Below are 22,205 nucleotides of genomic sequence, written 5' to 3' on the forward strand. Positions count from 1 at the left end.
GCCGGTCGCCCCAGTCAACGGTGCGCCCGTGGGGGGCCGCATGCCAAGTACGGCAAACAGGTGACCCGGCCGGCGCCGGTGGCTTCGGGCAGGATGAGTCGCATGAGCGGCATGCGGCACATCGACGACGAGGAACGGCGCGCCCGGCTCGCGCTCGGGCACCGGCTGGCTCCGGCGGCACGGGCGGGCGGCGCGGAGGAGGTGGCGCGGTCGCTGGTGGCGCTGCACGGCACGGATCCGGCCACGGTGTATCTGGCGGTGGGCGCGCGGCTCGCCGATCCCGCGTCGACGGTCGCGGACGTGGAGCGCGCGCTCTACGAGGACAGGACGCTCGTACGGATGCACGGCATGCGGCACACCGTGTTCGTGTTCCCCACGGAGCTTGCGGCGACGGTGCACGCGTCGACCGGGCTGGCCGTCGCCGCGAAGGCGCGGGCCGCGCTGCTCAAGGACATCGCCGCCGGCAGCGACGGGCGGCTCACGGAGGAGTGGCTGAAGGGTGTCGAGGCGTCGGCGCTGCGCGCGCTGGAGCGGCGCGGGCAGGCCACGGTCTCCGAACTCGCCCTGGACGAGCCCCGGTTGCGCGAGCAGTTCACGTACGGGAAGGGGAAGAGTTACGAGGCTGTGCAGACGGTGTCGTCGCGGCTGATGCGCGTGCTCGGGGTGGAGGGGCGGGTGGTGCGGGGGCGGCCGCTCGGGTCGTGGACGTCCACTCAGTTCCGGTGGGCGGTGATGCCGCCGTATCCCGAATTGCCGGTTCCCGACGCGCAGTTGGAGCTTCTGCGGCGCTGGCTCGCGGTGTGCGGGCCCGCGACGGAGGCGGACCTGAAGTGGTGGACGGGGTGGAAGGTCACGGACGTCCGGCGGGCGCTGGTCTCGGCCGGGGCCGTCGAGGTGTCGCTGGACGGGGGCGGGGTGGGGTACGTCCTCCCGGGTCAACTCGATGCGCCCGAGGGCGACTTGGAGCCGTTCGCGACGCTGCTGCCCGGGCTCGATCCGACCGCGATGGGGTGGCAGGAGCGAGACTGGTACTGCCCGCAGGAGATGCGGCCCGCGCTGTTCGACGGGAGCGGGAACATCGGGCCGACGGTGTGGTGGGGCGGGCGGATCGTGGGCGGGTGGGGGCAGCGGGCCGACGGGGAGGTGGTGTGGCGGCTGCTGGATCCCGCCGGTGGGGTGGAGGTGGAGCGGGCCGTTGCCGAGGCGGCGGGGCGGCTTGCGGCGTGGTTGGACGGAGTGCGGGTGACTCCGCGGTTTCGGACGCCGCTTGAGCGGGAGCTGGCGGGGCGGTAGGGGGTGCGGGTTCGGGGTTCTGTTGGGGGGCCTCTGCGGGTGAGTGGGGGCTGGTCGCGCAGTTCCCCGCGCCCCTGAAATGCAGACGCTTCGCGTCGCATTTCCCCGATAAAGGCCGAGCGGCGAAGCCGCTCGCCTTCACACGACCCGCACCCGGCAACGAGCCCCCGGAACCCGGAACCTCCGGGCGCCGGGGGACGAAGGAACCGTCAGCGGCTGTAGCGCATCAGCGCCCGCACCATGTGACACGTCGTGTCCGACGGCGGGTGGATGCCGATGAGCTCGGCCGTGGAGCGGATCCTTCGGTTGTGGGCCTGGTTCGGAAGGTAGACGCCGGAGTCGAGCAGGGCTATCGCGAGGCGCATCGCCTTGAGCCGGCGGTTGTGCGTGATGTACCAGTCACGGGGACGCCCCGCGGGGAGCGCCCTCTTCTCCAGTGGTGCGTACGGCAGATCGATCAGCATCGGCGCGGCGGCAGCGGGCACAGGCATCCTCCTGTCGCGAGGCCGAGAGCCCCCGAAGCTCTCGAACACTGCTTCTATTCTACTGCCGCCCACTGACAAAAGCCGCTGGCCAAGCCCCAGTTGAGCCCGCCCCGCGAAGCGCCTCGCGTACCGTTGGCCCCATGGAGATCTGGATCAACCCCGCCTGCTCGAAGTGCCGCAGCGCGCTCACCCTGCTCGACGCGGAGGGCGCCGACTACACGGTGCGCCGCTACCTGGAGGACGTCCCCTCCCCCGACGAGATCCGGGCCGTGCTCGACCGGCTCGGGCTCGAACCGTGGGACATCACCCGCACCCAGGAGGCCGCCGCGAAGGAGCTGGGCCTGAAGGACTGGGCGCGCGACGCGGACAGCCGCGACCGGTGGATCGAGGCCCTCGCCGCCCACCCGAAGCTGATCCAGCGCCCCATCATCACGGCCGAGGACGGCACGGCCGTGGTGGGCCGCAGCGAAGAGGCCGTACGGGACGCGCTCAAGCGGCGCGGGTAGAGCCGGAGCGGCGCGGCCCTCGCGTAAACCCATCGCATACGAGTTCACGGGGCGTCTCCCGTCCCCGGCGCCCCCGGTAACACGGGGTTCACAAACGGGCAACGGCCGGGAAATCGCCTGTTGACAGGCTGCCCGGCAGATAGAGACCCGTGACTGAGGAGCCGGCCCGTGACCTTCAAGGCTGAGTACATCTGGATCGACGGCACCGAGCCGACCGCCAAGCTTCGTTCGAAGACGAAGATAATCGCCGGCTCCCCGGAGGGCCTGGACGCGCTGCCGATCTGGGGCTTCGACGGGTCCTCGACCAACCAGGCCGAGGGGCACGCCTCGGACCGCGTGCTGAAGCCCGTCGCCGTGTACCCGGACCCGATCCGCGGCGGCGACGACGTCCTCGTCATGTGCGAGGTCCTCAACATCGACATGACGCCGCACGAGTCCAACACGCGTGCCGCGCTCGCCGAGGTCGAGGAGAAGTTCGGCGCCCAGGAGCCGATCTTCGGCATCGAGCAGGAGTACACCTTCTTCGAGGGCGACCGCCCGCTCGGCTTCCCGGTCGGCGGCTTCCCCGCCGCGCAGGGCGGCTACTACTGCGGTGTCGGCTCGGACGAGATCTTCGGCCGTGACGTCGTCGAGGCCCACCTCGACAACTGCCTGAAGGCCGGTCTCGGCATCTCCGGCATCAACGCCGAGGTCATGCCCGGCCAGTGGGAGTTCCAGGTCGGCCCGCTCGCCCCGCTGGAGGTCTCCGACCAGCTGTGGGTCGCCCGCTGGCTGCTCTACCGCACCGCCGAGGACTTCAACATCTCCGCGACCCTCGACCCGAAGCCGGTCAAGGGCGACTGGAACGGCGCCGGCGCGCACACCAACTTCTCGACCAAGGCCATGCGTGAGGGCTACGACGCCATCATCACCGCCTGTGAGTCGCTCGGCGAGGGGTCCAAGCCGATGGACCACGTCAAGAACTACGGCGCCGGCATCGACGACCGCCTGACGGGCCTGCACGAGACCGCCCCGTGGAACGAGTACTCGTACGGCGTCTCGAACCGTGGCGCCTCGGTCCGCATCCCGTGGCAGGTCGAGAAGGACGGCAAGGGCTACATCGAGGACCGCCGTCCGAACGCCAACGTCGACCCGTACGTCGTGACGCGGTTGCTCGTCGACACCTGCTGCTCCGCCCTGGAGAAGGCCGGACAGGTCTGAGCGAGGGGCGCGTAACGGCCGTGATTCGGCCATGAAGTGTCCGAGGGCGTCCGCATGTTGAGCGGGCGCCCTCTGCTTTGCCCGATCCATCTGCTTCAATGAGGGACATGGCCAGCTTCCAGAACATCACCGCGCGGGGTCGTCGTCACGACCTCGAGCCGTTCTGGCCCTCCCGCCAGCACCACGACTTCGACCGGGTGTGTTGCCGCGCGACGAACGCGCAGGCCCTCTAAAACCGCTCCGGCAGATCAGTCAGATCGATCCGGCGGCCTTCGGTCCGCGCGCATGACGTACGTCCCTTCCTCAGACGGCCTCTCGCGCGAAAGAGACGACCACCATGGCTCACGCCCGCCCGCTCTCCGTTGCCCCCTCCCCCGCCGCCCGCACCCGGCTGCGCGCCGTCGACCGTGACGAGGTCGCGCCGCTCGCGCCGCTCGTCGACGTCGCCGAGTTCCTGCCGCCGGGCGCCACGCTGCTGCCCGCGCCGCCGCACGCCCTGCCGACGCTGCCGGGCCGCCCGCCGATGATCGGTTACCTGGTCCTCGTACCGGCCGATCAGCAGCCGCTGCTGCCCACCGCTCCCGAGCCCGCCCCGGCGGCACCACAGGCCTCCCCCGACGCGCTCATCGGGATCGACAGCGCGCGGCGCACCGCGAGCGTCGACGGGCGTCAACTCGACCTGACCTACCTGGAGTTCGAGCTGCTCGCGCATCTGGTCGCGCATCCGCACCGGGTGCACACGCGGGACGCGCTCGTCACCACCGTGTGGGGGTACGGGCATGTGGGCGACGGCCGTACCGTCGATGTGCACGTGGCCCGGCTGCGCCGCAAGCTGGGCGCCGAGCACCGCGCGGTGATCCAGACGGTGCGGCGGGTGGGCTACAAGTACGCGCCGCCGGCCGGGCGTTGACCCGACCCGTGCCGGGGTGTCGCCAGGTACACCCCGGCACGGGTGCCGGTCCCACTGCCCCGGCGCGCCGTCCCCGGCGACACTATGGGGTGTCGGGGAACGGGACGGACGGAGTGGCGATGGTGGCGAGGGCGCGGAACGCCGCGGTGGCGGGGGTACGGGGCCTGGTGCTCGCGGTGGTGAGCCTGGCGGGTTCCCTCACGCTGTTCCTGCTGTCGTTCCTGTCGATCGTCTTCATCGTGCTCGGCGTCGGCGTGCTGACCACACCGTGGGTCCTCGACCTGGTCCGGCACTGGGCGAACTGGCGGCGGGTGATCGCCGCCGAGTGGTCCGACGTGCGCGTCCCGGCGACATACCGGCCGCTGCCCGCCGCGCAGATCGTCGGGCACGTCGAGCGGTGCCGGCTGATGCTCGCCGACCCGGCGACCTGGCGGGACCTGCGCTGGCTGCTCGCCGACATGACGGCGGGGTTCGTGACGGCGCTGCTGCCCGCGGCCCTCGTGTTCTATCCGCTGGAGGGGTACGCCATCGCGGCCGGGCTGTGGCGGGTCCTCGCGCCCGTCGGGTACTGGTACGGGTTCGTGCCGGTCACCGGTCCGGAATCGGCCCTGTTCGCCGGGCTGCTCGCGACCGCGCTGCTCGTCACCGGCGTCTTCACGGCGCCCCTGCTGCTGCGCGCGCACTTCCTGCTGACCCGCGGTGTGCTCGCCCCGGCCGACGGTGAACTCGCCGAGCGCGTCAAGGTGTTGACCGAGACGCGGCGCGACGCCGTGGACACCTCGGCGGCCGAACTGCGGCGCATCGAGCGGGATCTGCACGACGGGGCGCAGGCCCGGCTCGTCGCGATGGGCATGGACCTCGGCACCGTCGAGATGCTGATCGAGAAGGATCCGGCCAGGGCGAAGGCGCTGCTCGCGCAGGCCCGCCGGTCCTCGGCGGAGGCGCTGACCGAGCTGCGGGACCTGGTGCGCGGCATTCACCCGCCGGTGCTCGCCGAGCGCGGACTCGGCGATGCCGTACGGGCGTTGGCGCTGCGCCTGAGCCTGCCGGTCGAGGTGACCGTGGAGCTGGACGGGCGGGCGGAGGCGCCGGTCGAGTCGGCGGCGTACTTCGCGGTCAGCGAGGCGCTTGCGAACGCGGTCAAGCACGCGGGCGCGGACCGGCTCTGGGTCGACATCCGGTACGCGGACGGGTTTCTGCGGATCGCCGTGACGGACGACGGCGACGGTGGTGCGGTGGTCGCGCCCGGCGGCGGGCTTGCCGGGATCGAGCGCAGGCTCGGTACATTCGACGGTGTCCTCGCCGTCAGCTCACCCGCGGGCGGTCCGACCATGGTGACCATGGAGATCCCTTGCGTGTTGTCCTAGCCGAAGACCTGTTCCTGCTGCGGGACGGTCTGGTGCGGATGCTTCAGGCGTACGACTTCGAGATCGCCGCCGCTGTCGAGAGCGGGCCCGAACTCACCAAGGCGCTCGCCGAGTTGAACCCCGATGTCGCCGTCGTCGACGTACGCCTGCCGCCCTCGCACACCGACGAGGGGTTGCAGTGCGCGCTCGCGGCGCGGCGGGCGCGGCCGGGGCTTCCGGTGCTCGTCCTGTCCCAGCACGTGGAGCAGTTGTACGCGCGTGAGCTGCTCGCCGACGGCACCGGCGGGGTCGGATACCTGCTGAAGGACCGGGTGTTCGACGCGGACCAGTTCATCGACGCGGTGCGGCGGGTCGCGGCCGGCGGCACGGCGATGGACCCGACCGTGATCAAGGAGCTCCTGTCGCGGCGGGCCGCGGACGCGCCGCTCGGCGGGCTCACGCCGCGCGAGCTGGAGGTGCTCGGTCTGATGGCGCAGGGTCGGTCGAACGCGGCCATCGCGGCCGAACTCGTCGTCACCGAGCGGGCGATCGCCAAGCACACGTCCAACATCTTCGCCAAGCTCGGCCTGCCGGTCTCCGACGACGACAACCGGCGGGTGCTCGCCGTCCTCGCGTATCTCGACCGGGGCACACGGTGAGACGTGCGGTGCGGGTGGTCCTGTGGCTGGCGGCGGGCGTCGCGTTCGTGGTGCCCCTGCGGTTCGCGGCCGTGGCGACGCACGCGTATGTCGCCGGGTACTGGGCGACCGTCGTCGACGGGCGCGAGGAGGACCACTTCGCGTGGCGGGACCAGGACGGCCGGCTGGTGCGCGGGCCGGTCGAGGGTGAGCCCGAGGACGGGGTGTGGGACGAGGAGGGCGAGGGCACCAGCGACATCACCGGCGACCGGGTGTGGGTCTCGGCCGAGGGGGACGCGCATCGGGTGCCGCCGCCGCAGGCCGACATGGCCGCCGGGTACACCGGGGCCGGGGTGGTCGCGGCGGCCGTCGGACATGTGCTGTGGGCCGGGCGCGGAAGCAGGGGCCGGGCGGCCGGAGGGGAATTCCGGGGAGCGGTTGAACACGGGCGGCCTCCGTTGCGTACGTAATCCCATGGGACGCACCTCACGGAAACGGCGCTCATCGCTGGCGACGCGCATGACCATCGCGTCGGCCGCACTGCTTCTGGGCGGAGGTGGGCTGGTCGCGGTCAACGTGTACGCGTCGGCCCATGAAGAGAACTCCGCCGGCACGGGGCAGGACGCGGGCAGCGACGCCGCACAGCAGCAACAGCACGTCGCCACCATCGACTGCCCGGACGTCGGCACCTCGCTGCCCGACGTGCCGGACAGAGCGCGCGGCGCGGTCGACGGTGAACTGGCCACGCTGGACACGCAGATCACGGAGGCCTACCAGCGCCTCGCCACGACGCGGGACGCGGCCGCGCAGGATCCGGCGTTCGTGCGGAACTCCATCCTGGGCCCGCTGAAGGACAAGCGCGCCGCGGTGCTCGACCGGATCCGCCTGGACATCAACCGGGCCGGCGGGCAGGCGCCCGACGGGCTCGACGGCATGGCGCCGTGCACCGGACAGCCCGGCGACGGCAACGCGGGCGGCTCGTCGCCGGCTCCGCCCCCGTCCGACTCCGCGCAGCCGTCGGCCAGTTCGTCGCAGAGCGCACAGCCGCCCGCCGGCGGCGGACAGAGCCAGGGCAACGGGCCCGAGGCGAGCGACTTCGTCGACATCCGGTCCGTGCAGCCCAACGTCGTCAAGGCCCGCAACCGCACCGGCGCCTCGCGCGGCACCTTCACCACCAAGTGCGGGCGCAACGCGAACGGCAAGTTCAACCCCGACAACGTGATCGTCGCGCCGGGTGTGAGCAACGGCGCCCACCACATGCACGACTACGTCGGCAACCAGGCCAACGACGCGTTCGCGAGCGACGACGTCCTCGCCGCCGGCGACACCACCTGCCGCAACCAGGGCGACAGGTCGACGTACTACTGGCCGGTCCTGCGCCTTCAGAACGGCAACGACGAGAACGACGTCGACGCCGACGGCGGCGGCAGGGACCAGAACACCGGCGAGATCCAGACCCCGTCGTCGGTCACCCTGAAGTTCGACGGCAACCCGACGAGCAAGGTCGTCCCGATGCCGCGCTTCCTGCGGATCATCACCGGCGACGCGAAGGCGCAGACGAACGGCACGGCGAACGCCAACGCCTCCTGGAGCTGCACCGGCTTCGAGGACCGGCAGCTCAAGGACAAGTACCCGATCTGCCCGGACGGTTCGAAGGTCGTGCGCTCCTTCCGCTTCCAGAGCTGCTGGGACGGCACGAACACCGACAGCGCCAACCACCGTACGCACGTGGCCTTCGAGGACCCGCGGACGGGCGCCTGCCCGCAGGGGTTCAAGGCGATCCCGCAGCTGGTCCAGCGGATCGTGTACGACGTGCCGCCGGGCCCCGGCTTCGCGGTGGACTCGTTCCCCGAGCAGCTGCACAAGCCGGTCACGGACCACGGCGACTTCATCAACGTCTTCGACGACCGGCTGATGCGGCGCGTGGCGAGCTGCATCAACCGGGGGGACCGCTGCGCCTGAGCGGCCCCCGCCCCGGCCGCTGCGCGGCCGGCTCAGTGGTGACCCGTATGTCCGGAGCCCTCCTCGTGACCCCCACCACCGCTACTCCCCGAGTGGTGCGAGGAGGACCGTTCCACGGTCCCGCCGAGCCGGCCGCGCAGCCGTGTCACGACCTGGTCGGTGCCGACGGCGATCCACTTGCGGCCGATCAGGTACGTGCCGCCGTAGTCGTCGGCGGCGTCGAGCCACTCGGCCTGGCCCCGGTCGGTGGCGAAGGTGGCGAGGACGTAACGGGCTCGACCCGATCCGCAGTTGGCCTGGCGCAGCTCCTCGGCGTCGGTCTGGACGTCGGGGTCGCAGCCGGCCCGGTGGGCGAGCTGTTCCAGGGTGCCGGTCGCCGTTCGGGGGATCTTCGGGGCGCCGTCGCCGGAGCCCCCGGAGCCGCACCCGGTCGCGGCCGCGAGGACCACGACCCCCGCCACCAGCAGTTTCCTCATCGCACTCTCCTGTCACTCGGGTACGGGCCGCGCCGACACGTTCCCGCCAGACCCGTACGCACCGTTGAGCACGGACGTGCACCCGGTTAGCGTGCGCCGCACCATCCGACGCAGGGGGTTCCACGTATGTCCGCGCCAACGCGACGCACGGTTCTCGGCACGGCAGGTGCCATCGGGCTCGGTACGACGCTGGGAGGCCTGGGCCTCGCCCCGGCCGCACATGCCGCACCGGCCCTTGATACGTCCGCGGCGCTCGCCGTGCTCAAGAGACGGCTGCCGCACCACGCGGACCAGTTCAGACTCAGACTTCTCGCCCCGCAGGGCGGCGCGGACCGATTCCGGGTGTCCGGGACACGGGGCCGCATCGAGGTGTACGGGACGACCCCGGCCGTGATCCTGGCCGGGGTCCACTGGTATCTGAAGTACGTGTGCAAGGCGCACATCGCCTGGAACGGCGACCAGCTCGACCTGCCGGGCCGGCTCCCGGCCCCGGGCAAGCCGTTGGAGAAGTCGACGCCGCTCCCCCACCGGTTCGCCCTCAACGACACCAACGACGGCTACACGGCGCCCTTCGCCGGCTGGTCGTACTGGGAGCGCGAGCTGGACATCCTCGCGCTGCACGGCTGCAACGAGGTCCTGGTCATCGCGGGCATGGAGGCGGTCTACCACCGCGTCCTGAAGGACTTCGGCTACAGCGACGAGGAGTCGCGGGCCTGGCTCCCGGCGCCCTCGCACCAGCCGTGGTGGCTGCTCCAGAACCTCTTCGGGTACGGGGGTCCGCTCACGCCCGAACTGATCGCGGAGCGCGCCGAGTTGGGCCGGAAGATCACGGACCGGCTGCGCGAGCTCGGCATGAAGCCGGTGATGCCCGGCTACTACGGGCACGTGCCGAAGGGCTTCGTGGAGCGCAACGGCGGCGACGCGCACGTCGTGCCGCAGGGCGTGTGGCACGGCTTCGAGCGGCCGGACTGGCTCGACCCGCGCACGACGTCCTTCGCGCAGGTCGCCGAGTCGTTCTACGGGCATCAGAGGGACCTCTTCGGCGAGATCGACGCGTTCAAGATGGACCTGCTGCACGAGGGCGGCACGGCGGGTGACGTGCCGGTGCCGGACGCGGCGCGCGGCGTGGAGGCGGCGCTCCAGAAGAACCGTCCCGGCGCGACCTGGGTGATCCTCGGCTGGGAGGCGAACCCGCTGCCCGAGCTGCTCGACGCCATCGACAAGAAGAAGATGCTGATCGTGGACGGCGTCTCGGACCGGTTCACGTCGGTCACGGACCGCGAGAAGGACTGGGGCGGCACCCCGTACGCGTTCGGCACGATCCCCAACTTCGGCGGCCGGACGACGATCGGGGCCCGTGCGCACATCTGGCAGGAGAAGTTCTTCGCCTGGCGCGACAAGCCGGGCAGCGCGCTCGCCGGCACCGCGTATCTGCCGGAGGGCACGGACCGCGACCCGGCCGCCTTCGAGCTGTGGTCCGAACTGGCCTGGATGGACAGCGACTTGAACCGGGCGGCCTGGTTCGCCGGGTACGCGGACTTCCGGTACGGGCGGCGCGACCAGGACGCCCGCGCCGCGTGGCGGGCGCTGCACGAGACGGCGTACCAGCAGAAGGCGGTCGAGCGCTCCGACCCGCACGACTCGCTGTTCGCGGCCCGCCCGGACCTCTCGGCCGACCGCGCCGCCTACTACGCGCCGCGCGCGCTCACCTACGACCCGGCCCGCTTCGACGCGGCGCTGTCCGGACTCCTGGGCGTGGCAGGTGACTTGAGGCGCAGCGCGGCCTACAAGTACGACCTGGTGGACGTGGCACGGCAGGCGCTCGCGCACCGCAGCCGGCAGTTCCTGCCGCAGCTGAAGGCGGCGTACGCGGACAAGGACCAGGCCACGTTCAAGGCGCTGGCGACGCTGTGGCTGAAGCTGATGCGGCTCTCGGACGAGGTGACGGGCACCAACTCGGCTTTCCTTCTCGGGCCTTGGATCCAGGACGCGCGCGATCTCGCGACGAGCGAAGCCGAGCGCGCCGAGTTCGAGCGGTGCGCGAAGGTACTCATCACCGTGTGGGGCGACCGGGCGACCTCCGATCCGGGCAACCTCCACGAGTACGGCAACCGCGAGTGGAACGGCCTGATGGCCGACTTCTATCTGCCGCGCTGGCAGAAGTGGCTCGACGAGCTGGGCGACGCGCTCGCGGCGGGCCGCGAGCCGGAGAAGGTCGACTGGTTCGCGTTCGAGGAGCCGTGGACGCGCGAGACGAAGGACTATCCGCTGCGGCCGTACGGCGACGCGTACCGGACGGCCGCCCGCGTGCGGGACGTCCTCGCGCGCGCCCCGTACCAGGGCGCCGTCACGGTCGCGGCCGAGCCGCCCGCGTTCCCGCCCGGCGGGCACGCACGGGTCGCGGCCACCTTCCACAACGTCAACGGGCTGCGCGCGACCGGCCGGGTCGACTTCGACCTGAAGGGCATCGACGCGGAGCCGGAAGGGCCGACGTACCTCGCGAGCGTGCCGCCCGCCGGCGAGGGCACGGTGGTGTGGCGGGCGAGCGCGCCGGACACGCCGCTCGACCGGCCGCTGCGCCCGCTGCCGTACACGATCGACGTGCGGTACGGGCCCGCGGGCGAGGACCGGGTCACGTACGAGCACAAGGGCACCCTCTTCGAGGCCGGGCCGCTGGCCGGGGGCTGGAAGACGTACAGCAACAACGCCGCGGTCTTCGGGCAGTTGGAGGACCGCTTCGCGATCGACGGCGGCGGTGCGGACCTGTGGAAGGGCACGACGGAGTTCGGGACCGTCTACCGCGAGGGCGCCTTCCGCGACGGGTCGGTGGCGGTGCTGCGCGTCGACTCCCAGGCGGTCACGGGCGCGTGGGCGCGGGCCGGCATCATCGTCCGCAACTCCCTTGCCGCACCCGGGTCGTCGGGCTTCGTCAACCTGTCGGTGACGCCGTCGCAGGGCGTGGTCCTGTCCTACGACACGAACGGCGACGGCACCCTCGACACGTACAAGCGGATCACCGGGATCAAGGCGCCGGTGCTGCTGCGGCTGACCAGGAGCGGCGGCTCGTACACGGGCGAGTGCTCGACGGACGGCGGGGCGACGTGGCGGACGATCGCGACGGCGGCCGTGCCGGGGGCGGCGGCGACGCAGGACGTGGGCCTGTTCATGACGGCGACGAACGGCGGCAACGGGACGCGGGGCACGGTCGAGTTCAGCGGGTGGCAGCTGACGTAGCGTCCGTCCGTGCGTGCGGGCGGGCGGGCGGGCGGATCGGTGAGGGAGACTGGGCGGGACAAACCGCGCAAACCTGAACGTACGGGAGTCCCGCCCATGGCCGAGCCCATCGCCGCCACCACCGTCACCAACCTCCGCGACCTCGGCGGCACCCCGCTGGCCGACGGTGCCGTGGTGCGCCCGGGGCTCGTCCTGCGCTCCGGGCAGCTCGACCTGCTCGACCCGACGGCCGACCCGGCCGTCGCCGCGCTCGGCCTGCGCACGATCATCGACTTCCGTACGGACGCCGAGCGGGCCGCGCACCCCGACCGGGTCCCTGACGGGGTGCGCCACCTGGTCGCCGACGCGCTCGCCGACAAGCTGGCCCAGGCGGGGGTCGCCCCGGCCGCGGCCCAGCTCAAGGAGGTCCTCGCCGATCCGGTGGCCGCCGAGCGGGTGCTCGGCCGGGGCCGGGCCGAGGCCCTGTTCGCGGACACGTACCGCGCCCTGGTGTCGACGGCGTCGGCGCAGGCCGCGTACCGCACGCTGCTCCTCGAACTGGCCGCGCCCGACGCGGGCCCGCTGCTCTTCCACTGCACGGCGGGCAAGGACCGTACGGGCTGGGGCGCGACCGTGATCCTCTCGCTGCTCGGCGCGGACGACGCCACCGTCGAGGCCGAGTACCTGTCGGTGAACGTGGCCGTACGGGCCGCGTTCGCCCCGCTCGTCGAGGGCTTCACGGCGCAGGGCGGCGACCCGGACGTGGCGCTCTCCGTGATCGGCGTGACGCCCGGCTACCTGCATGCGGCGCAGGACGAGGTGGCGGTGCGCTACGGGAGCGTCGAGAAGTACGTACGGGAAGGGCTCGGTGTCCCGGACGAAGCGGTGGCGGCCGTCAAAGAACGGTTGACGTATCCCGGCTGATCTCCGAGTGTGGCCCGATGAGCACCGAGAACAGTGAGTGGGAGCGGCGGATAGCCGCCGCGTGGGCGGACTTCGAGGCGTCGTCCGACGAGAGCGAGGAGTACGCCGAGCGGTTTCGCGCGCGCATCGCCGAACTGGCCGCCGAGCTGCCCGCCGACAGCCCCGTCGGCCCCTTCGAGCGCGGCTGCGCCTTCGACTCGACCGGCCACTCGGACCTCGCCGTCCCGCAGTACGAGGAGGCGCTGCGGCTCGGCCTCACCGGCTACCGCGCCCGCCGCACCAAGATCCAGCTGGCCAGCTCGCTGCGGAACACGGGCCGCGCGGCGGAGGGCGTGGCCCTTCTCGAACCCGAACTGAGCGCGCCCGGCGACGAGTTGGACGACGCGGTGCGCGGGTGCCTGGCCCTGTGCCTGTCGAGCCTGGGGCGGGACAGGGAGGGCCTGGGCCTCGTGCTCGGGGCGCTGGCGCCGCATCTGCCGCGGTACCAGCGCTCCATGGCCAACTACGCACGGGAGTTGGCGGATTCCCGGCAGGGCTCGGGCCGCGCGGGGTGACCATCCCATGATTCGCTCGTTCTGCTGAACGTGCAGTCAAAGGTGCAGCAACCCAAGTCCCCGTCCCCCGGCGGAACCGCCCGCGCCGACGTGATCGACGTGGAGCAGGCCGAAGCGGCCCTGGTCGAGCACTACCCACGCCTGGTCCGCCTCGCGTACCTCGTGCTGCCGCCGGGGCTCGGCCGCAACCGCCGCGTGCTGACCGCGCACTCCGTGACGCAGCGGGCCCTGCCACGCGGCCGGACCGCGCCCGCCCCGGCGGCGATCCCCGCCCAGCGCGGCGCGCAGGGCCGCACCGGCGACCCCGGCTACGCGTACGTGCGGCTGCGCGTCCTGCGCAGCGCCCTGGAGGCGGGGCTCCCGCTGCGCCGCGCGGCCTGGCCGAAGCGGGCCCAGCTCCCGTCGCTGCTGCCGCAGGTGTGGGGGCTCCGCCTCTTCCCGAAGTCGGGCGGCGCCGATGAACTCGCCCTGGACCAGAGGCTTTCCGCGCTCGGCGGCCCCGCCCGCGCCGCGTACGTGCTGCGCGGCCTGGAACGCCTCGACGACGCGGCGGTCCGCGCGATCCTCACCGAGGCCGGCTGCACCGACGAGGAGGCGGCCGCCGCGCTGGCCGAGGCCGGCGGCGTCGAAGCGCTCTACGCGCTCCTGGAGTCCCCTGAGTTCGACCCGTGCTCCCTGCACGCCCGCCCCACCGACCTGATGCGCCGCCGCCAGCACGTGAAGGCGGCGATCGCGGCGGCCGCGGCCGTCGCGGTGTGCGGCGCGCTGCTCGGCCTGCCCGGCGAGGGCTGGGGCCCCGACGGCGCCGCGGCCCCGCCGTACGCACAGAACCCGGCGGGCCAAGCCGCCCTGGATCCCGGCAAGTTGACGAAGGTGGCGCCCACCGCCTGGCAGTCGTCGGCCCGCACCGACTTCTCCGTGTGGCCGGCGCGCGGCTCCCTCACCGGCGACAAGGGCCTGCTGCGCCGCGCCCTCGCCGTGTGGGCACGGCCCGGCGAGTCCGTCCAGGTCTCCGCCACGCCCGGCACCCCGGCCGGCGCCCCGCCGGGTCCCGCGCAGCTTCTGTACGCGGGCGAGGTCGGCCGGGCGCGCGTCGTCCTGCTCTACGACGGTCTGCGCATCGTCCGCTACGCCGAACCGGAGAACGGCACGAGCGGCGCCGCCCTCGACTTCGCGCGGGTCGACGGGGCGGCGGGCCCGCAGTCGGGCGCGGTGGTCGTCGCCCGCTCCGACGGCAACGTCCGCTATCTGACGGCCCCCTGGGTCACCGGCGCGGCCGTCCGCGACCTCCTCGATCCGGCCGCGGCGCCGCTGAAGCTGTCCCGTACGAAGGACGGCGTGACCGCGCCGTTCCCGAGCCCGGCCGTCTCCTCGACCTGTACGTCGTGGAACGCGCTGGCACTGACCGACTCCGTCGCCACCCGGCTCTCCACCGACCTCGGCGAACTCGTGCCCGCACAGCTCACCGCGGGCCGCCCTGACGCGCCCCGCGAGTCCCGGCCCGCCGACTGGGCGACGACCGCATGCTCGCTGGCCTCGGCGCGCTCGCACGGGGTGCGCTCCGTCAACTCCTGGGCGTACGCGCGTCAGGCGCTGCCCGAGGGGAACGGGACGGCGGAGTGGGTGTGCACCCGTGCGGAGACGTGGCGCGGCGGCGGGCCGCGGACCCTGGCGCTGTTCCGGGCGCCCGGGGCGCGTACGGCGGTCGTGGCGGCGAAGGCGCAGGATGCGCCGGCCTGCGGGTCGCGGGACCCGCTGGTGCTCGCCGGGGTGCGGTGGAAGTCGCGGGGCGGGACGTGGTACCTGGTCGGGGCGGGGAGTTCGCGGGTCGACTCCGTCACGGCGGCGGGGTCTTCCGTGGCGGGGAATGTGGTGGCGGTGCCGGTGGGGCGCGGGGTGAAGGTGTCGTTGAGCGGGCGGACCTCGGGGGGTGCCACGGTGAGGGTACTGCGGTGAGCGTTGCGGGGCTCCGCCCTGACCCCGCTCCTCAATCGCCGGAGGGACTTGAAAGACACCGGAGGGACTCAAAAGCAAGGGCTTGGAGCAGGGGCTTGGAGCAGGGGGCTCAAAAAGCGAAAGTCGGGTCCCGGGGGTTACCTCTGGGCCTACCCGTCAGTACATTGACGCCATGTCTAATAGCCGCGTCCCGCTGAAGGCACGCCAGGTTTCCTTCGCCTGGGACAAGACACCGCTGCACTGGCTCCCGGACGACCCGTTCACCACGCACACCATCAACGTGCTGCACCTGCTGCTCCCGGCAGGGGAACGCTGGTTCGTGCACGTCTACAAGCAGGTCCTGCCGCTCATCACGGACGACCGGCTGCGCGAGGACGTGATCGGGTTCATCGGCCAGGAGGCCATGCACTCGCAGGCGCACGACGAAGTGCTGCCGCACCTGCGCGAGCAGGGTCTCGACCCGACGCCGTACACGGCCCAAGTCGACTGGTTCTTCGAGAAGTTGCTCGGGGACCGGACGCTGCCGCCGGGCAAGGCGCGCAAGTGGTGGCTGCTCGAGCGGGTCGCGTTGATCGCGGCGATCGAGCACTACACGGCGTTCCTCGGCAACTGGATCCTGAACGCCGACGAGCTCGACCGGCGCGGCGCCGATCCGACGATGCTCGATCTGCTGCGCTGGCACGGCGCCGAGGAGGTCGAGCACCGGTCGGTGGCCTTCGAGCTGTTCCTGCACGTCGACGGCAGCTACCGACGGCGGGCCCGCACCTGGGCCACCGCGTTCACGGCGCTGGTCTTCCTGTGGCAGCGCGGCACGCGGTTCTTCATGGCGAACGACCCGACGCTGACCGACGAGGAGGCGCGCAAGGTCAGCTGGCTGGACTTCCACCGGGGCGGCCGGCAGGGCGTGCTGCCGTCGACCGGGGCCATGGTGCGGTCCATACCCCGTTATCTGAGCCGGAGTTACCACCCCGAGCAGGAGGGCGACACCGACCAGGCCGTCGCCTATCTCGCCACGTCCCCCGCGGCGACGGCCGCCGAGGCCCGGGCCGCAGGAGCCGCCCGATGAACGCCCGTACCCTCCGCAAGGCCGTCCTCGTCGCCGGTGCCGCGCTCGTGGTGCGCCGGGCGCTGCGCCGTCGGGTGGGGAGGTCGCCGCTGTGGCCGCTGCCCGCCCTGGAGGAGCCGACGTCGGGGCGGCCGCGGGCCCGCGCGCTCACGCTGCTCGTCACACGGCACGAGCAGATAGCCGACGGTGTCGTCCAACTCCGCCTGGAAGGACACGAGTTGCCCGCCTGGCGGCCGGGCGCCCACCTCGATCTCGTGCTGCCCTCCGGTCTCGTACGGCAGTACTCGCTGTGCGGTGACCCGGAGGACACGTCGTCGTACACCGTCGCCGCGCGGCTCATCCCGGCCGACGAGGGCGGGCGGGGCGGCTCGCGCGAGGTGCACGAGCAGGTGCAGGAGGGCGCGGAGGTCGAGGTGCGCGGGCCGCGCAACCGCTTCCCGCTCGACACCAAGGCCCCTGCCCATCTGTTCGTCGCGGGCGGCATCGGCATCACGCCGATCCTGCCGATGCTGCGCGAGGTCGCCGCGCGCGGCGGTGACTGGCGCCTGCTGTACGGGGGCCGCAGCCGGGCCTCGATGCCGTTCCTGGAGGACCTCGCGAAGCTCGACGCCCACGGCGACCGGGTCACGGTCGTCGCCGAGGACACCGACGGGCGGCCCGACCTGGCGGGCGCGCTCGCGGCGACCGCGCCCGGCACGGCCGTGTACTGCTGCGGGCCCGAGGGCCTGATGGCGGCCGTCGAGGAGCAGCTGCCCGGGGGGCGCGCCCTGCACCTCGAACGATTCACGCCACGCAACACGGCCGACGGGAACGGTCCCTTCGAGGTCGAGCTGCGGCGCAGCGGCACGGTCGTGGAGGTGCCGGCCGACTCCACGGTCCTCGCGGCGGTCCGCGCCGAGCTGCCGAACGTCTCGTACTCCTGTGAGCAAGGGTTCTGCGGAACCTGCCAACAGCGTGTCCTGGAAGGGGAGATCGACCACCGCGACGAGTTGCTCACCGACTCCGAGCGGGGCGACTCGATGCTGATCTGCGTCTCGCGGGCGCGCGGTGAGCGGCTGGTGCTCGACCTGTAGCCGTACCCGTGGTCCGTACGGCCTGCTGTGCGGCCGGAACCGCTCGGTAGAGTGTTCGGCATGACTACCGGGGTGCGGCGCAGAATGGGAGTCGAGGAGCGGCGGCAGCAGTTGATCGGGGTCGCCCTCGACCTGTTCAGCCACCGCTCCCCCGACGAGGTCTCCATCGACGAGATAGCGGCGGCCGCGGGCATCTCGCGGCCGCTCGTCTACCACTACTTCCCGGGCAAACTCAGCCTGTACGAGGCCGCGTTGAAGCGGGCGGCGGAGGATCTGGCGGAGCGGTTCGTGGAGCCGCAGGACGGTCCGCTCGGGGCGCGGCTGCTGCGCGTGATGGGCCGCTTCTTCGACTTCGTGGACGAGCACGGGCCGGGTTTCTCGGCGCTGATGCGCGGCGGTCCTGCCGTCGGCTCGTCGGCGACGAACGCGCTCATCGACTCCGTGCGGCAGGCCGCGTACATCCAGATCCTCGCGCACCTCGGGGTCGTCGCGCCGTCCCCGCGCCTGGAGCTGGTGGTCCGCTCCTGGATCTCGCTGGCCGAGTCGACGGCGCTGCTCTGGCTGGACGGGCGGCGCATCCCGCGCGAGGAACTCCAGCTCCAGCTGGTGCACGACTTCGCGGCGCTCGCCGCCGTCAGCGCCGCCTACGACGAGGAGATGGCGGCACTCCTGCGCCACCTCCTCGCGGGCGAGCCGGCCGACGGGCCCTTCACGGACCTGGTGGCGCGGCTCGTCAAACTGGCGCCTCTTTAAGGCTTCAGGCCGGTACGGCCGAGCGGTAGGCCGGCTCCAGGTCGCGTACCTCCACCGACAGGTGGACGCCCTCCGGCTCCTTGATGTACGTCGGCAGCAGGGCGAGGACGGCCTCGGCGAGCGCCGTCCTGGCCTCCTCGGTGCGGCCGGCGAGCAGCGCGATCTCCACGTGGACGACGGCGGCGTCCGTCGCGCCGTCGCCGACGACGGTCTCCTCGGCCCTGCGGAAGCGGGTCTTGCAGGCCGGGATCCGCGCGGCGACGTGCTCCACACAGGCCTGGTGCGCGGCCCCGGCGAGACCGGCCCGGTCGAGGCGGTCGTCGAGGGACGCGGAGTGGTCGACGGTGATCTGAGGCATACGGGGCTCCGGGTGCGGATGGGTCGCTCGCGGCGTTGTCACTGGTCACCTTTACGGTGATCGCCATGACGGCACAACTCTCGTTCCGCAGTGCGGACACCGGTGACCTCGGCACTCTCGTCGCCCTGTACGACGGTGCGGCGCGCTGGATGGCCGAGCGCGGCATCGACCAGTGGAAGCCCGGCGAGAAGGACGAGGAGCACTTCCGGCTGCGCATGAAGGAGGGCGAGGTGTGGCTCGCGCAGTGCGCGGGCGGCGTCGTCGGCGCGTACGAACTGTGGTGGACGGACGAGCCGGCGTGGGGCGAGCAGCCCCCTGTGGCCGGGTACGTACACCGGCTGATGGTGCGGCGGGACGCCCCGGCCGGGACCGGGGCCGAGTTGCTCGCGCACGCCGAGCGGCGGATCGGTGACGCGGGGCGTGTGCTGTGCCGTCTGGACTGTGTGTCGACGAACCCGCGGCTGCGCACGTACTACGAGGGCCGCGGGTACGCGGTGGTCGGCGAGCAGCCCTTCAAGTCCGGGGCGGGCGGCAGCAGTTACGCGGTGACGCTCATGGAGAAGGAACTGCCGCCGAAGGGGCCGTGCGCAGGGCGATGAGGGCGATGTCGTCGCCGCGGTCGCGGCCGAAGCAGGACAGGAGCGTGTCGCAGAGCGCGTCGGGCGGTGCGGGGGCCGCGGCCGCGGCGCCGCGCAGTTGCTCCATCGACTCGGAGAGGTCGACGCCGCGGGTCTCGATGAGGCCGTCGGTGACCATGAGGATCCGGTCGCCGGGGGCGACGTCGAGCGCGGTCGGCTCCGGGTGCGGCAGGCCCAGGCCGAGCAGCGGGCCCGCCGCGTCGGCGTAACGGGCCTCGCCCCCGGCGGAGACGAGGAGCGGCGGGATGTGGCCCGCGTTGGCGATGTGGGTGCGGCCGGTCGCCGGGTCGACGAGGGCCAGGCAGAGGGTGGCCGTGACCTCGGGGTGGTAGCGCTGGAGCATCCGGTCGAGGCGGGTCACGAGCCGCGCGGGGCAGGGGTCCTCGAGGCTGTAGGCGCGCAGCGCGTGCCGCATCTCGACCATCACGGTCGCCGCGTCGAGGGAGTGTCCGACGACGTCCCCGATGCCCATGAGGAACCCGGCGGGGGTGGGCAGCGCCATGTAGAAGTCGCCGCCGATCTCGGCCTGTCGGGAGGCGGGGACGTACCGGAAGGCGACCTCGGCGCCCGGGACGTGGGGCAACTCGGCGGGCAGGAAGCTGCGTTGGAGCGTGAGGGCGACATGGCGCTCGCGCTCGTACATGACGAGGGGTTCGGCGGCGAGCGCGACGGCGCGGGCGAGCTGCACGACGAGCGGGCCGACCCGCCCGGCCGGGTCCTCGTAGACCGGCGTGGCCAGGCACACGGGCAGATGGCCCTGGCCGGTGCGGGCGAGCACGAGCCGTACGTCGCCGGGCCCGAAGTACGCGGCGGGCCACAGCGATCCGGGCACCAGGGCGGTCCGCACCCCGCCGCGGGCGCACATGACGCGCCGCACCAGCGCCGCGGCGGCCGCGCGCTCCGCGGCGTCGGGGACGGGGGTGTGCGCGGCGCGCCGGGAAAGGCCCGCGTGCACCTCGTCGCCGCCGAGCACGAACACGGCGGCGCTCTGCCCGGTGAGCCGCGCCGTCGCGTCGGCCGCGGTTCCGGCGAGCTCGCCGAGGCAGCGGGCGCCCTGCACGCCGACGACGGTCTCGGAGAGCAGTGCGAGCCGCCCGAACTGGGCCTGTACGTCGGTGAGTTCGCGGGCGCCGCGCAGCGCGGCCCGGACCACGGCGCGGATCTCCTCCGGTTCGGCGGGCACCGTCAGATAGGCCTCGCCGCCCGCGTCGAGCGCGCGGCAGCGGGCGTCGGGCCCGGACGGCTGGGCGGAGAAGTGGACGACGGGGATGGCGGCGAGGGACGGCAACGCCTTGACCCTGCGGCACAGTTCGTACCCGTTGAGGTCGGGCAGGCCGACGTCGACGAGCGCCACGTCGGGCAGGGAACCGGCCCGCATCCGCACGTCCAGCTCGACCAGGGCCTCGCCGGCGGAGGCCACGGGCACGACCCGGTGCCCGGCACGGCTGAGGACGGCGCCCATCGCGTACCGGTTGGCGGGGGTGTCGTCGACGACCAGGACGGTGCTGCCGCGGTCGATCGCGGTTCCAAGAGCGATGGCGTTCACGGGGCGGCCCTCGGGGAATGCGGTGCGGACCCCCTCGGTCCGCGGCTTCACCAAGTTACCGCCGCGGGCGGGTGACGCGGCAGCGATTCGACCGCCTTCACCGATCAGGGTGGCGCGCTCAACGCCTCGCGCGCCCGCGGAACTTCTCCCCCGGGCCGTCGACAGTGGGCAATACGGCACGTGACCGGTACAGTCGCGTCCCGTGACCGCGCGCCTGGCCGACATAGCAGCACAAGCGGGGGTCAGCGAAGCGACGGTCAGCCGCGTGCTCAACGGCAAGCCCGGTGTCGCCGCGGCCACCCGCCAGTCCGTACTGGCCGCACTCGACGTGCTCGGCTACGAGCGCCCGGTGCGGCTGCGACAGCGCAGCGCCGGCCTGGTCGGCCTGATCACGCCCGAGCTGGAGAACCCGATCTTCCCGGCGCTCGCCCAGGTCGTGGTGCAGGCCCTGACCCGGCAGGGGTACACGCCGGTCCTGGCCACGCAGACACCCGGCGGCTCCACCGAGGACGAGCTCACCGAGATGCTCGTCGACCGCGGGGTCAGCGGCATCATCTACGTCTCCGGGCTGCACGCCGACACCACGGCCGACACCCGGCGCTACGAGCAGCTGCGCGGCCAGGGCGTCCCCTTCGTCCTCGTCGACGGGTTCTCGCCGTCGATCGCCGCGCCGTTCATCTCCCCCGACGACCGGGCCGCGGCCCGTCTCGCGGTGACGCATCTCGTCTCGCTCGGCCACACCCGGATCGGTCTGGCGCTCGGCCCGCGCCGCTTCGTGCCCGTCCAGCGCAAGATCGAGGGCTTCGTACGCGCGATGAAGGAGCTGCTCGACCTGCCCTCCGACGAGGTGGAGCAGGACCTCGTCCAGCACTCCCTGTACACGCTGGAGGGTGGTCAGGCCGCGGCGGCCACGCTGCTCGACCGGGGCTGCACGGCGGTCGTCTGCGCCAGCGACATGATGGCACTGGGTGCCGTCCGGGCGGTGCGGGAGCGTGGCCTGGACGTTCCCAAGGACGTCTCGGTCGTCGGGTTCGACGACTCGCCGCTGATCGCGTTCACCGATCCGCCGCTGACCACGATCCGTAAGCCGGTGCACGCGATGGGTCAGGCGGCCGTCCACACGCTCCTCGAAGAAATGGGCGGGACACCCGCTCCTCAGAGTGAATTCGTGTTCATGCCGGAGCTCGTGGTCCGCGGCTCCACGGCCTCGTCCCCTGGGGTGCGGCCTCGTCCGTAGGGCGTAGAGGATGCGGCTCGAACCCGCCCGAGGGATGATCGGACGAAGAGCCGAAATCTGGCAGACTCTGC

The 22,205-nt window shown here is 72.8% G+C and carries 22 protein-coding genes; 18 read left to right on the plus strand and 4 right to left on the minus strand.

Annotation, left to right across the window (positions count from 1 at the left end):
• Nucleotides 1–111: 111 nt before the first annotated feature.
• On the plus strand, nucleotides 112–1,293 hold the full coding sequence (locus tag AB0L37_RS32355) for a winged helix DNA-binding domain-containing protein (RefSeq protein WP_365513704.1): 1,182 nt from the start codon (nucleotides 112–114) through the stop codon (nucleotides 1,291–1,293).
• Between the two features lie 209 nt (nucleotides 1,294–1,502).
• Here the strand turns inward: AB0L37_RS32355 and AB0L37_RS32360 are convergent, their stop codons facing one another.
• Nucleotides 1,503–1,784 carry a hypothetical protein gene (locus AB0L37_RS32360; protein WP_365513512.1) on the minus strand — a complete coding sequence of 94 codons (282 nt, stop codon included), beginning with the start codon at nucleotides 1,782–1,784 and terminating at the stop codon, nucleotides 1,503–1,505.
• A gap of 134 nt (nucleotides 1,785–1,918) precedes the next feature.
• Between AB0L37_RS32360 and AB0L37_RS32365 the strand changes: the two genes are divergently transcribed.
• From AB0L37_RS32365 to AB0L37_RS32400, 8 genes are all read left to right on the plus strand, one after another.
• Nucleotides 1,919–2,284, plus strand: a complete 366-nt coding sequence (locus AB0L37_RS32365; RefSeq protein WP_365513515.1) for an arsenate reductase family protein — start codon at nucleotides 1,919–1,921, stop codon at nucleotides 2,282–2,284.
• Nucleotides 2,285–2,452: 168 nt separating this feature from the next.
• A complete protein-coding gene (gene glnII / locus AB0L37_RS32370) occupies nucleotides 2,453–3,484 on the plus strand; it encodes a glutamine synthetase (RefSeq protein WP_365513517.1) in 1,032 nt (343 codons plus the stop codon).
• A gap of 107 nt (nucleotides 3,485–3,591) precedes the next feature.
• The gene (locus tag AB0L37_RS32375; RefSeq protein WP_338695872.1) at nucleotides 3,592–3,717 is read left to right on the plus strand and encodes a hypothetical protein; all 126 of its coding nucleotides are present in this window, start codon (nucleotides 3,592–3,594) and stop codon (nucleotides 3,715–3,717) included.
• A gap of 104 nt (nucleotides 3,718–3,821) precedes the next feature.
• Nucleotides 3,822–4,394, plus strand: a complete 573-nt coding sequence (locus tag AB0L37_RS32380) for a winged helix-turn-helix domain-containing protein (RefSeq protein WP_365513521.1) — start codon at nucleotides 3,822–3,824, stop codon at nucleotides 4,392–4,394.
• A 119-nt stretch (nucleotides 4,395–4,513) separates the two neighbouring features.
• A complete protein-coding gene (locus tag AB0L37_RS32385) occupies nucleotides 4,514–5,761 on the plus strand; it encodes a sensor domain-containing protein (RefSeq protein ID WP_365513523.1) in 1,248 nt (415 codons plus the stop codon).
• Nucleotides 5,746–6,399, plus strand: coding sequence for a response regulator transcription factor (locus tag AB0L37_RS32390; protein ID WP_365513526.1), 654 nt, complete (start codon nucleotides 5,746–5,748; stop codon nucleotides 6,397–6,399). Before AB0L37_RS32385 ends, AB0L37_RS32390 begins: the two co-directional genes overlap by 16 nt.
• A complete protein-coding gene (locus tag AB0L37_RS32395; RefSeq protein ID WP_365513529.1) occupies nucleotides 6,396–6,848 on the plus strand; it encodes a hypothetical protein in 453 nt (150 codons plus the stop codon). The genes AB0L37_RS32390 and AB0L37_RS32395 overlap by 4 nt, the downstream gene beginning before the upstream one ends.
• Nucleotides 6,849–6,852: 4 nt before the next feature.
• Nucleotides 6,853–8,340, plus strand: coding sequence for a DUF1996 domain-containing protein (locus AB0L37_RS32400; protein WP_365513532.1), 1,488 nt, complete (start codon nucleotides 6,853–6,855; stop codon nucleotides 8,338–8,340).
• Between the two features lie 32 nt (nucleotides 8,341–8,372).
• On the opposite strand, the gene AB0L37_RS32405 is transcribed toward AB0L37_RS32400, so the two are convergent.
• The gene (locus AB0L37_RS32405) at nucleotides 8,373–8,816 is read right to left on the minus strand and encodes a hypothetical protein (RefSeq protein ID WP_365513535.1); all 444 of its coding nucleotides are present in this window, start codon (nucleotides 8,814–8,816) and stop codon (nucleotides 8,373–8,375) included.
• 126 nt (nucleotides 8,817–8,942) lie between these two features.
• Between AB0L37_RS32405 and AB0L37_RS32410 the strand changes: the two genes are divergently transcribed.
• The 7 genes from AB0L37_RS32410 (at nucleotide 8,943) to AB0L37_RS32440 (ending at nucleotide 18,355) form a co-directional block, all read left to right on the plus strand.
• The gene (locus AB0L37_RS32410) at nucleotides 8,943–12,050 is read left to right on the plus strand and encodes an alpha-N-acetylglucosaminidase (RefSeq protein WP_365513538.1); all 3,108 of its coding nucleotides are present in this window, start codon (nucleotides 8,943–8,945) and stop codon (nucleotides 12,048–12,050) included.
• 96 nt (nucleotides 12,051–12,146) lie between these two features.
• On the plus strand, nucleotides 12,147–12,953 hold the full coding sequence (locus tag AB0L37_RS32415) for a tyrosine-protein phosphatase (protein WP_365513541.1): 807 nt from the start codon (nucleotides 12,147–12,149) through the stop codon (nucleotides 12,951–12,953).
• Nucleotides 12,954–12,970: 17 nt separating this feature from the next.
• Nucleotides 12,971–13,507: a tetratricopeptide repeat protein gene (locus AB0L37_RS32420; RefSeq protein WP_365513544.1), complete on the plus strand. Its 537-nt coding sequence runs from the start codon at nucleotides 12,971–12,973 to the stop codon at nucleotides 13,505–13,507.
• Nucleotides 13,508–13,549: 42 nt separating this feature from the next.
• Entirely contained in the window at nucleotides 13,550–15,463 is a 1,914-nt protein-coding gene (locus AB0L37_RS32425; RefSeq protein ID WP_365513546.1) for a hypothetical protein, read from the plus strand.
• A gap of 172 nt (nucleotides 15,464–15,635) precedes the next feature.
• A complete protein-coding gene (locus tag AB0L37_RS32430) occupies nucleotides 15,636–16,529 on the plus strand; it encodes a metal-dependent hydrolase (RefSeq protein WP_365513549.1) in 894 nt (297 codons plus the stop codon).
• Nucleotides 16,526–17,602 carry a PDR/VanB family oxidoreductase gene (locus tag AB0L37_RS32435; RefSeq protein WP_365513552.1) on the plus strand — a complete coding sequence of 359 codons (1,077 nt, stop codon included), beginning with the start codon at nucleotides 16,526–16,528 and terminating at the stop codon, nucleotides 17,600–17,602. The genes AB0L37_RS32430 and AB0L37_RS32435 overlap by 4 nt, the downstream gene beginning before the upstream one ends.
• A gap of 60 nt (nucleotides 17,603–17,662) precedes the next feature.
• Nucleotides 17,663–18,355, plus strand: coding sequence for a TetR/AcrR family transcriptional regulator (locus AB0L37_RS32440; RefSeq protein ID WP_365513554.1), 693 nt, complete (start codon nucleotides 17,663–17,665; stop codon nucleotides 18,353–18,355).
• Nucleotides 18,356–18,359: 4 nt separating this feature from the next.
• On the opposite strand, the gene AB0L37_RS32445 is transcribed toward AB0L37_RS32440, so the two are convergent.
• On the minus strand, nucleotides 18,360–18,713 hold the full coding sequence (locus AB0L37_RS32445; RefSeq protein WP_365513556.1) for an isomerase: 354 nt from the start codon (nucleotides 18,711–18,713) through the stop codon (nucleotides 18,360–18,362).
• 65 nt (nucleotides 18,714–18,778) lie between these two features.
• Here AB0L37_RS32445 and AB0L37_RS32450 point away from each other — a divergent pair, with 65 nt between their 5' ends.
• A complete protein-coding gene (locus tag AB0L37_RS32450) occupies nucleotides 18,779–19,312 on the plus strand; it encodes an N-acetyltransferase (protein ID WP_365513558.1) in 534 nt (177 codons plus the stop codon).
• On the opposite strand, the gene AB0L37_RS32455 is transcribed toward AB0L37_RS32450, so the two are convergent.
• A complete protein-coding gene (locus AB0L37_RS32455; protein ID WP_365513561.1) occupies nucleotides 19,266–20,897 on the minus strand; it encodes a fused response regulator/phosphatase in 1,632 nt (543 codons plus the stop codon). The genes AB0L37_RS32450 and AB0L37_RS32455 overlap by 47 nt on opposite strands.
• 202 nt (nucleotides 20,898–21,099) lie before the next feature.
• Between AB0L37_RS32455 and AB0L37_RS32460 the strand changes: the two genes are divergently transcribed.
• Nucleotides 21,100–22,134: a LacI family DNA-binding transcriptional regulator gene (locus tag AB0L37_RS32460; protein WP_365513564.1), complete on the plus strand. Its 1,035-nt coding sequence runs from the start codon at nucleotides 21,100–21,102 to the stop codon at nucleotides 22,132–22,134.
• Nucleotides 22,135–22,205 lie beyond the last annotated feature (71 nt).

It is taken from the genome of Streptomyces sp. NPDC052225 (assembly GCF_040679615.1).
GTDB lineage: Bacteria > Actinomycetota > Actinomycetes > Streptomycetales > Streptomycetaceae > Streptomyces.

What these genes read in the sequence shown, in the direction of transcription:
- AB0L37_RS32405 (WP_365513535.1), bottom strand. Translation starts at nt 8,816, where the DNA reads ATGAGGAAACTGCTGGTGGCGGGGGTCGTGGTCCTCGCGGCCGCGACC.
- AB0L37_RS32420 (WP_365513544.1), top strand. Translation starts at nt 12,971, where the DNA reads ATGAGCACCGAGAACAGTGAGTGGGAGCGGCGGATAGCCGCCGCGTGG.
- AB0L37_RS32400 (WP_365513532.1), top strand. Translation starts at nt 6,853, where the DNA reads ATGGGACGCACCTCACGGAAACGGCGCTCATCGCTGGCGACGCGCATG.
- AB0L37_RS32430 (WP_365513549.1), top strand. Translation starts at nt 15,636, where the DNA reads ATGTCTAATAGCCGCGTCCCGCTGAAGGCACGCCAGGTTTCCTTCGCC.
- AB0L37_RS32445 (WP_365513556.1), bottom strand. Translation starts at nt 18,713, where the DNA reads ATGCCTCAGATCACCGTCGACCACTCCGCGTCCCTCGACGACCGCCTC.
- AB0L37_RS32375 (WP_338695872.1), top strand. Translation starts at nt 3,592, where the DNA reads ATGGCCAGCTTCCAGAACATCACCGCGCGGGGTCGTCGTCACGACCTC.
- AB0L37_RS32435 (WP_365513552.1), top strand. Translation starts at nt 16,526, where the DNA reads ATGAACGCCCGTACCCTCCGCAAGGCCGTCCTCGTCGCCGGTGCCGCG.
- AB0L37_RS32440 (WP_365513554.1), top strand. Translation starts at nt 17,663, where the DNA reads ATGACTACCGGGGTGCGGCGCAGAATGGGAGTCGAGGAGCGGCGGCAG.
- AB0L37_RS32355 (WP_365513704.1), top strand. Translation starts at nt 112, where the DNA reads ATGCGGCACATCGACGACGAGGAACGGCGCGCCCGGCTCGCGCTCGGG.
- AB0L37_RS32450 (WP_365513558.1), top strand. Translation starts at nt 18,779, where the DNA reads ATGACGGCACAACTCTCGTTCCGCAGTGCGGACACCGGTGACCTCGGC.
- AB0L37_RS32410 (WP_365513538.1), top strand. Translation starts at nt 8,943, where the DNA reads ATGTCCGCGCCAACGCGACGCACGGTTCTCGGCACGGCAGGTGCCATC.
- AB0L37_RS32380 (WP_365513521.1), top strand. Translation starts at nt 3,822, where the DNA reads ATGGCTCACGCCCGCCCGCTCTCCGTTGCCCCCTCCCCCGCCGCCCGC.
- AB0L37_RS32385 (WP_365513523.1), top strand. Translation starts at nt 4,514, where the DNA reads ATGGTGGCGAGGGCGCGGAACGCCGCGGTGGCGGGGGTACGGGGCCTG.
- AB0L37_RS32365 (WP_365513515.1), top strand. Translation starts at nt 1,919, where the DNA reads ATGGAGATCTGGATCAACCCCGCCTGCTCGAAGTGCCGCAGCGCGCTC.
- AB0L37_RS32415 (WP_365513541.1), top strand. Translation starts at nt 12,147, where the DNA reads ATGGCCGAGCCCATCGCCGCCACCACCGTCACCAACCTCCGCGACCTC.
- AB0L37_RS32360 (WP_365513512.1), bottom strand. Translation starts at nt 1,784, where the DNA reads ATGCCTGTGCCCGCTGCCGCCGCGCCGATGCTGATCGATCTGCCGTAC.